Here is a 7,189-nt window from a genome sequence, read left to right on the forward strand (position 1 = left end):
TATTGGGATTTGACAGTGTATCTGGTTATGCAAAATCTACGGAACCTTATTTTGGTGCCACCATTGGCCGCTATGGTAATAGAATTGCCAAAGGAAAATTCAGCCTTGACGGAAAGGCCTATCAACTCACGGTTAACAACGGGCCAAACACACTCCATGGTGGAAAGCAAGGATTTCAGTACAGGCTCTTTAGTGCAGTGCAAAGAGGCGACAGCAGCCTTGTATTGAATTATACCAGTAAGGACGGAGAAGAAGGTTTTCCTGGAAAGCTGGAAGCACAGGTCACATATACCCTTAGTCAAAACAATGAACTTAAATTCGACTATAAAGCCAAAAGCGATAAAAATACGATTATAAACTTAACCAATCATGCATTTTTTAATCTGAACGGAGAAGGTAGCGGTTCCATCAGCAAGCATGAACTTCAGATTTTTGCTGACGCATATACCCCGGTAGACTCTACATTAATTCCGACAGGAAAAATTGAGGCCGTAACAGGTACGCCATTCGATTTTCGCAAAACTAAATCAATCGGTCAGGACCTGAATACGCCTAATGAGCAACTAGGTTTTGGGAAAGGATATGACCATAACTTTGTGCTGAGTGATAAAGCGTCCTGGAAGTATGCAGCAAAAGTTAAAGGAGATCAGTCGGGTATTGTGATGCAGATTTATACGACTGAACCGGGACTGCAATTTTATGGAGGTAATTTTATGCAAAGTAAAAATAAGATGAGAGGTGGTAAATATGATGACTTCAGGACTGCGTTCTGTCTGGAAACTCAACATTTTCCGGATAGTCCTAACCAACCGACGTTCCCTTCGGTTGTATTGAAGGCGGGGCAAACTTATCAAAGCAGCTCCTTGTATAAATTTTCTAATTAAAATAAAACTCCGGTCCGGGAAGCCGACTGGGGTTAAAGATACTGGGCATTCATACTGTCCAGCAATTGAAGCAGCGCCCCTCGGGGATTTGTGGAGATGTTAAATTTAGGTGAGAGACATGGCCGGTTCCTGGATGGGAAGCCATGTCTTATTTATTTATAAGCCATTTTTTTACCTGTTCAGCATAACTTTCCCCAATGGGAAGCAAGATCTGATGAAGTTGTATTTTCTTGTTTTGAACAGACCTTATTTTTGCAAGCGGAATGATATAACTCCGGTGAATTCTCTTGAACTGGGTATCTGGGAGCAGTTCCTCCGCTTTTTTAAGGGACATTAAGGTAACAACTGATTTGCCCTCAGTCAAGTGAATTTTAATATAATCTTCCATACTTTCCACGTACTCTATATCCCGGAGTAGGATTTTAATCGCCCGGTATTCCGCATGGACATAGATGGCTGCGTCGTCTTCAGTAGGTGGTGCCTGCATTTTAGAATTTCTAATTGCTATTGCTTTAAATACAGATTTAGAGAATCGTTGAAAATCGATTGGTTTTAACAGATAATCTACAGCCTCTAGTTCAAATCCATCGTAAGCAAACTGTTTATAGGCTGTAGTAAAGATGATCATGGGTTTGTTTTTCAGCGCCTTTGCAAGGTCTATTCCTGATATGTCTGGCATATCAATGTCCAGGAACAAAAGGTCGATTGATTTTCCAGCCAAATATTCTGCTCCTGAAACCGCATCTTCAAATGTACAGAGCAACTGGATGTCAGGAATGCGTGAGGCATAGGTGCGTATCAGTTCTAAAGCAAGCGGTTCATCATCAATAGCAATGCATTTAAGGGGCATAATTTCCTTCATATCACCCTAAATATAGATATATATTTTAAGAACTGATCATCAGATCAACTGTAAATACATCTTCCTGGCTTTTTAAGATGAGTACATGTTTTCCCGGGTACAAAGCATTCAGACGCTGTTTGGTATTAGATATTCCAACACTTTTGCGTTGCTGCTGCTGTCTTTTCTCAAAGATTCTGTTCTGTGTGTGAAAAAGAATTTTGTCTGCTTCAATTTTGATATTAATGGTAATTTGGGTGTTTTCATGATTACTTAAACCATATTTAAAAACATTTTCTATAAAAGTCATCAGAATCAAAGGGGAGATGATGTGGCCGGCTGAAATTCCCTCTACAGTGTAGTTCAAAGTCACAGTTTTACCCAGACGCAACCTCTGCAGATCAATAAAATTGCCAATACAATCCAGTTCCTCCTGTAAAGGAACGTAATCCGATTCAGCCTGATCTGTTACATAACGCATAATATTGGAAAGTTTCATAATGCTTTCTGCCGCTGCCGGATGACCAGTGATAGAGAGTGTATAGATGTTATTTAACGTATTATACAGGAAGTGCGGATTGATTTGTGCTTTTAAAAAGGAAAGTTCGGCATTGGCGCGTTCAGCCTCGGCCAGGATAGCTCTTTTTTCAGTTAATTGCCATTCCCTAATCGAACGGAGTGCCATCCCAAGCCCAACTACCATCAGGAAGATAAAAAGACTGATGATGTCAAAATGAAAGTTCCCTTTATCCATAGGGGGAGCTTGGTGATCATGTTTTCCTTCCGGTGGGGGTTGGCGGTGTTCCATGGATGGGTGTTCCATTACCGGTCGTTCCATTGGAGGTGGTTGCTTGTGTTTAGGTTGTTTGGAATGTCCGAGTAAACGGTCAAAAGGTTGAACAAGTAAAACCAATAGTAACAACAGCAGCACTGAAAAACCATAGCTGATGTATTTCTTAGTGATGTACAACCTGGGAAACAAAAACCAGGTGTTGAAGTAAAAAATAAACATATAAACGAGACAAAACAGCAGGTATTTCCACGAGAACTGGAGAGTTTGGATCCCGAGCGTTTGTTCTCCTCCCTGACTCATGAATAAAAGTGGAAAACTCATAAACAGCAGCCAGGCCACTCCATGTATCAGCAAAGCAGAGGTTCTGAATTGGTTCATCTACAAATCAACATTTTTTTACGCATAATTTTATTTTTCTATCGGTAAATCGGTTGAATGTATAGATGAACAGTAATGATCGGGTGCTTCATCGAGACAAAACAGTTGTTTATCGGGACTTCATCCAACTCATCAGACTTTCTGAAGATATTGGTTCAATAATTTTTACATTAAAAATAAGTACTATGGAAAGGAAGAATTTTTTAAGAAGCCTGATGGTTGGCGTGATCTCTACACCTGTATTGTGGGAGGCCTGCAAAAAAGATACTGACACTACAGCGGTAAGTACCGAAACAGTATCCAATTCTGGTTCGGGAACGAGTGCCTCTACCTGCGTGGTGTCGCCAACAGAAACAGAGGGGCCGTTCCCGACTAAAAGTCCATCAGCCTATGTAAGAAGTGACATTACCGATGGCAGAACTGGTTATAAGATGAAGGCTAAACTGACGATTGCAAACGTAAATAACAATTGTGCAGCATTGGCCGGTGCCATTGTAGATGTTTGGCATTGTGATGCGGAAGGCAATTATTCAGAGTATGGAGGTTCAGGTATGCAGTCTACTAATTATCAATCTGTTCACTTTTTAAGGGGTAGACAAACTACCGATGCAAATGGATTGGTTACTTTTACAAGTATTTTTCCTGGCTGGTATACCGGACGGGCTACCCACGTCCATGTTCATGTGTACAACGCTTCCGGAACTTCCCTCAAAGTCACTCAAATTGCTTTTCCAGAAGGATCCGGTACGGCTGTTGCCATTGTAAACGGTTATGCTAAAGGTTTGTCAGGTTATACTTATAATGCAAATGATAATGTATTTAGTGACGATACTGCAAAATTGGAAATTGCCACAGTGACAGGCAGTATTGCCGCTGGTTTTGATTTGTCCATTAAAATAAATGTTCCCGGATAATGAAAACGATTGTGCTTTGCTATAGAAAGGTAATTGATGCAAATACTTTGCAGGCCTGGGAGCAAATGGTGTATGAAGATTCTTATACGGAATTCAAATTGCAATTTCAAAACCTGGATAAGAATCATGAGTACCATACTTATGCGGAACTGCTGAGGAATTTGCCGAATGCCGAACAGTTGAATTTCTTGATTAGCCCGTCCATCGTGGGCTATTTGAGACAGCTGCAGGAAAGAATTCCCGACGTAGTGAATATACTCGGTAAACATTTTTTAAATTTCAAGCAGTTCCGGTTTGAACTGATCAATTCTGATATCAGGACCATTTCAAAGCATAAAATCGCGGTTAGCTTCTATTCAGAGCCAATGATCTGGCTGGATACCATTGGGAATCATCTGTTATTGGCAGAACGAGGGCAGGCGGAAGATCAACCCATCCTGACCCATTTGTTTCCTTTGCAGCCTTTTGTTAATATTCATTCTTTACAGCAATAAAATGGAACATATACCTGGTAAAATCTTTTTAAGTGAACAACGGGGCGTATTGGAAAGCCCATCTGGGAAAAGTGTCATGACCTTTAATGCAGGTAGTTATTATAATGAACACAAACACCCATTTTCATCTCTTGTACTGTTCAATGATGAAGTGCTGTCTGGGGGGAAACAGCTTCCATTAATCCTAACCTCTCCATCACATTTGATCATTTTACCAGTCACAGGAGATCTTTATTTTGATGGTCTTTGGGGCGATGCCGGGGAAGTGAACGTAGGAGAGGTTAAAATAAATAGTGGCTTACCAGAGAAGGAATTCCTGGTAACCAATCCATATCCGTCAGATGAGGTCAGTTTTTTCCAGATCAGGATTCTGGATGAATCCATCCCGGAAAATGTTTCCTGGCCTTCTTTGTCTTTCGATCTTGCTGCATCCCGTAATCGGCTTATAGAAATTCCAGTAGGTGTGCAAGAAGGACAACAGAATACTTTTCGTTTAAGTATCGGACAGTTTGATGGCAGGGCAGAGGCGTTTTATTCCTTATTTGCATCAAAAAATGAAGTATTTCTCTTCGTTATCTCCGGTGCTTTTGAGGTTGAAGGACGTTTGCTACATCCAAGAGATGGCTTGGCGCTTTGGAATACAAAAAGCATAGAAATTGAGGCGTTGAGTAATCATGCGACCTTGCTGATCCTGGAATTACTGAAAACTTAAAGTTTTTTTGTTTGTGATAAAAGGGGGTTGTGGATAAATTCCTTTAAACATACATCCAAAAGGGTTGTTATAAGTACACATCAAACCTAATTGTCATGTTAACACCTATCGAAAACCTTCCAGCTCATGTATTTGGCGTGAAAGCAGCTGGAGAAGTTAGTGAAGGCGATTTAAAAAACACGTTATTGCCGGGACTCTCTAAACTTGTAGATAAATATGGAGAAATCTACTACCTGCTGGTCTTAAGGACCCGTATTGAAAACTTTACTGCTGGAGCATGGCTCCAGGATATGATCGCAGGAATTAAGCATTTTACCAGATGGAAAAAAATGGCCATCGTAACAGACCAAAAAAGCGTGGAACGTTTTACAGACATTTTTAGTTATGTAAGTCCGGGTGAAGCCAAAGGTTTTTCCTTATCTGAACTGGACGAAGCTATTTCATGGGTTAGTGCGAAAACTTAAAATGTTTGCAGATCGTTTATAAGGAAAAAGAATAAGGTTTCCGCTCGAATGCTGTCTAAGCTTAGGGAGACTGAAAAAGCCCGCAAACCTTAAAAGACATTCTCTGCGAAAATCTTCTTTTTTTTCTGCTGGGTGCTTATCTGTACGATGCCATCTGTATTCTGCACGATTTGTATGCATCATCCCGACATGACATTAAACATACATCGAAAGCCTGCAAATAAACACCCTGCAACAAACGGTCAACCAAGTATCTGCGCCATGGCCGGATAACCACCCCGGCTATCCGAAATTTTCATAAAGTGCGACCTTACATGATACTGTCCAACCCTCTTTTCAAACCTTTAAACGACCCAACCTCCCGAATCGCCAGCAATGCGCCATCCACATAAGGCGCTGCACTGCTTCCCGCTTCATGTTTTATCGTGAGCTTCTCATCCGTTTTCCCGAAAATAGCCTCCAGTGAAATCACATAACCCGGCAGCCTTACCGCATGAACCTGTGTCCCATTAATCGTTGCTCCCCTGGTTTCTTTAATCCCTTTCGTATCCTCAACAGCAATCGTATGGACCGGCTTTCCAACCTGTGAGAGCTTATAAGCCAATTCTAATGCACTTCCGCTGGGCGAATCCGGTTTTTGATCACTCGCATAATCAATGATTTCCCATTGCGGCATATACTTAGCCGCCATTTGCGCAAACTTATTCAGTAAAACCACACTAATAGCAAAATTTCCAACTGCAAGAACAGACTGTTGATTTTGATTTGCAAGCGTCTCGATTTCTTGGTAATCCTGATCAGACAATCCGGAAGTTCCAACAACCACATTCACCTGATGTTTAAGCGCCACCATAATCTGATGCTTGGCAGCATCTGCTTTAGTATAATCCACCAAAACATCATAAGTAACCTTCAAAGAGTCTTCTATAGTACCGAAAACAGGTATGGATTCCCCATCTGGCAAATCCAGTAAGTCGCTGAGCTCCCTATTCGCACCAGAACGGGAAATACCACAAACCAGTTCCAGGTCTTCCGTTAAAACAATACCCTTGCAAAGGGCAGAGCCCGCCCAGCCGGTTGCACCTGCAACACAAACCCGGATTTTTCTTTTTGTAGCCATATTTTTTTGAAGATATAATTTAAAATGAAACCAGCGTGAAACCCGCAAAGTTTAAGCCAGCAATCATCACCTTAGCTACATGCACCATGCCCGGATACCCGTCCCGCCTATGCATTACGCTCAGAAAATTTTGAATACTCCCAGCGGGCCTTCTGTGTTCGAACTTTTTCAGCAAGAATATGTAGCCGCAGAGGAGCTATCCGAAATTTTCATATATTTAATAAATTCAATAACTTGTAGTCATTATGGTCAACTACAGTACCTGTCCCGACAATGAATTGGTTCTCTTCCTAAAAGAAGGGAACGATGCTGCATTTAGGGAAATTTACCTTCGGTACGATAAATTACTGTATTTGTACGCCTATAAAAAACTAAGAAACAGGGAAGAAGCAAAAGATGTGGTGCAGGATGTTTTTACCTGGTTGCTGAACAACCGGACCGAAATCTGTTTGACAGGGAGCTTATCGGGCTATCTTTACAAAGCTGTACTGCATAAGATCTTTGATATTTTTAAACATAAAGGCATCATTCGGAAATATGCCGAAAGCGGGGAGCATCACATCGAAATCAATTCTACAGAAACAGACTA

The 7,189-nt window shown here is 41.2% G+C and carries 9 protein-coding genes; 6 read left to right on the forward strand and 3 right to left on the reverse strand.

Going from position 1 to position 7,189, the window contains the following annotated elements:
- Nucleotides 1-884 (forward strand): aldose epimerase family protein (locus tag DBR11_RS25125; RefSeq protein WP_233260904.1); only part of this gene is annotated, 884 nt, incomplete at its 5' end.
- 148 nt (nucleotides 885-1,032) lie between these two features.
- On the opposite strand, the gene DBR11_RS25130 is transcribed toward DBR11_RS25125, so the two are convergent.
- Nucleotides 1,033-1,746 (reverse strand): LytTR family DNA-binding domain-containing protein, encoded by a 714-nt coding sequence (locus DBR11_RS25130; RefSeq protein ID WP_233260905.1) that lies wholly within the window; start codon nucleotides 1,744-1,746, stop codon nucleotides 1,033-1,035.
- Nucleotides 1,747-1,771: 25 nt separating this feature from the next.
- Nucleotides 1,772-2,896, reverse strand: a complete 1,125-nt coding sequence (locus DBR11_RS25135; RefSeq protein ID WP_108555328.1) for a sensor histidine kinase — start codon at nucleotides 2,894-2,896, stop codon at nucleotides 1,772-1,774.
- Between the two features lie 185 nt (nucleotides 2,897-3,081).
- On the opposite strand from DBR11_RS25135, the gene DBR11_RS25140 reads away from it, so the two are divergent.
- The 4 genes from DBR11_RS25140 (at nucleotide 3,082) to DBR11_RS25155 (ending at nucleotide 5,480) form a co-directional block, all read left to right on the forward strand.
- Nucleotides 3,082-3,810 carry an intradiol ring-cleavage dioxygenase gene (locus tag DBR11_RS25140; protein ID WP_108555335.1) on the forward strand — a complete coding sequence of 243 codons (729 nt, stop codon included), beginning with the start codon at nucleotides 3,082-3,084 and terminating at the stop codon, nucleotides 3,808-3,810.
- A complete protein-coding gene (locus tag DBR11_RS25145) occupies nucleotides 3,810-4,304 on the forward strand; it encodes a hypothetical protein (RefSeq protein ID WP_108555329.1) in 495 nt (164 codons plus the stop codon). Before DBR11_RS25140 ends, DBR11_RS25145 begins: the two co-directional genes overlap by 1 nt.
- Nucleotide 4,305: 1 nt before the next feature.
- Nucleotides 4,306-5,016 carry a hypothetical protein gene (locus tag DBR11_RS25150; RefSeq protein ID WP_108555330.1) on the forward strand — a complete coding sequence of 237 codons (711 nt, stop codon included), beginning with the start codon at nucleotides 4,306-4,308 and terminating at the stop codon, nucleotides 5,014-5,016.
- Nucleotides 5,017-5,111: 95 nt separating this feature from the next.
- The gene (locus DBR11_RS25155) at nucleotides 5,112-5,480 is read left to right on the forward strand and encodes an STAS/SEC14 domain-containing protein (RefSeq protein ID WP_108555331.1); all 369 of its coding nucleotides are present in this window, start codon (nucleotides 5,112-5,114) and stop codon (nucleotides 5,478-5,480) included.
- A 310-nt stretch (nucleotides 5,481-5,790) separates the two neighbouring features.
- On the opposite strand, the gene dapB is transcribed toward DBR11_RS25155, so the two are convergent.
- Complete coding sequence (gene dapB, locus DBR11_RS25160) at nucleotides 5,791-6,600, reverse strand: 4-hydroxy-tetrahydrodipicolinate reductase (RefSeq protein WP_108555332.1); 810 nt, start codon at nucleotides 6,598-6,600, stop codon at nucleotides 5,791-5,793.
- A gap of 245 nt (nucleotides 6,601-6,845) precedes the next feature.
- On the opposite strand from dapB, the gene DBR11_RS25165 reads away from it, so the two are divergent.
- A partial coding sequence (locus DBR11_RS25165; RefSeq protein ID WP_304594344.1) for an RNA polymerase sigma factor occupies nucleotides 6,846-7,189 on the forward strand: 344 nt, incomplete at its 3' end.

This window comes from Pedobacter sp. HMWF019 (assembly GCF_003061025.1).
In the GTDB taxonomy this organism is placed as follows: Bacteria; Bacteroidota; Bacteroidia; order Sphingobacteriales; family Sphingobacteriaceae; genus Pedobacter.

Excerpts from the sequence above, each read along its gene's own strand:
- DBR11_RS25130 (WP_233260905.1), bottom strand. The coding sequence starts at position 1,746 with ATGAAGGAAATTATGCCCCTTAAATGCATTGCTATTGATGATGAACCG.
- DBR11_RS25135 (WP_108555328.1), bottom strand. The coding sequence starts at position 2,896 with ATGAACCAATTCAGAACCTCTGCTTTGCTGATACATGGAGTGGCCTGG.
- DBR11_RS25140 (WP_108555335.1), top strand. The coding sequence starts at position 3,082 with ATGGAAAGGAAGAATTTTTTAAGAAGCCTGATGGTTGGCGTGATCTCT.
- DBR11_RS25145 (WP_108555329.1), top strand. The coding sequence starts at position 3,810 with ATGAAAACGATTGTGCTTTGCTATAGAAAGGTAATTGATGCAAATACT.
- DBR11_RS25150 (WP_108555330.1), top strand. The coding sequence starts at position 4,306 with ATGGAACATATACCTGGTAAAATCTTTTTAAGTGAACAACGGGGCGTA.
- DBR11_RS25155 (WP_108555331.1), top strand. The coding sequence starts at position 5,112 with ATGTTAACACCTATCGAAAACCTTCCAGCTCATGTATTTGGCGTGAAA.
- dapB (WP_108555332.1), bottom strand. The coding sequence starts at position 6,600 with ATGGCTACAAAAAGAAAAATCCGGGTTTGTGTTGCAGGTGCAACCGGC.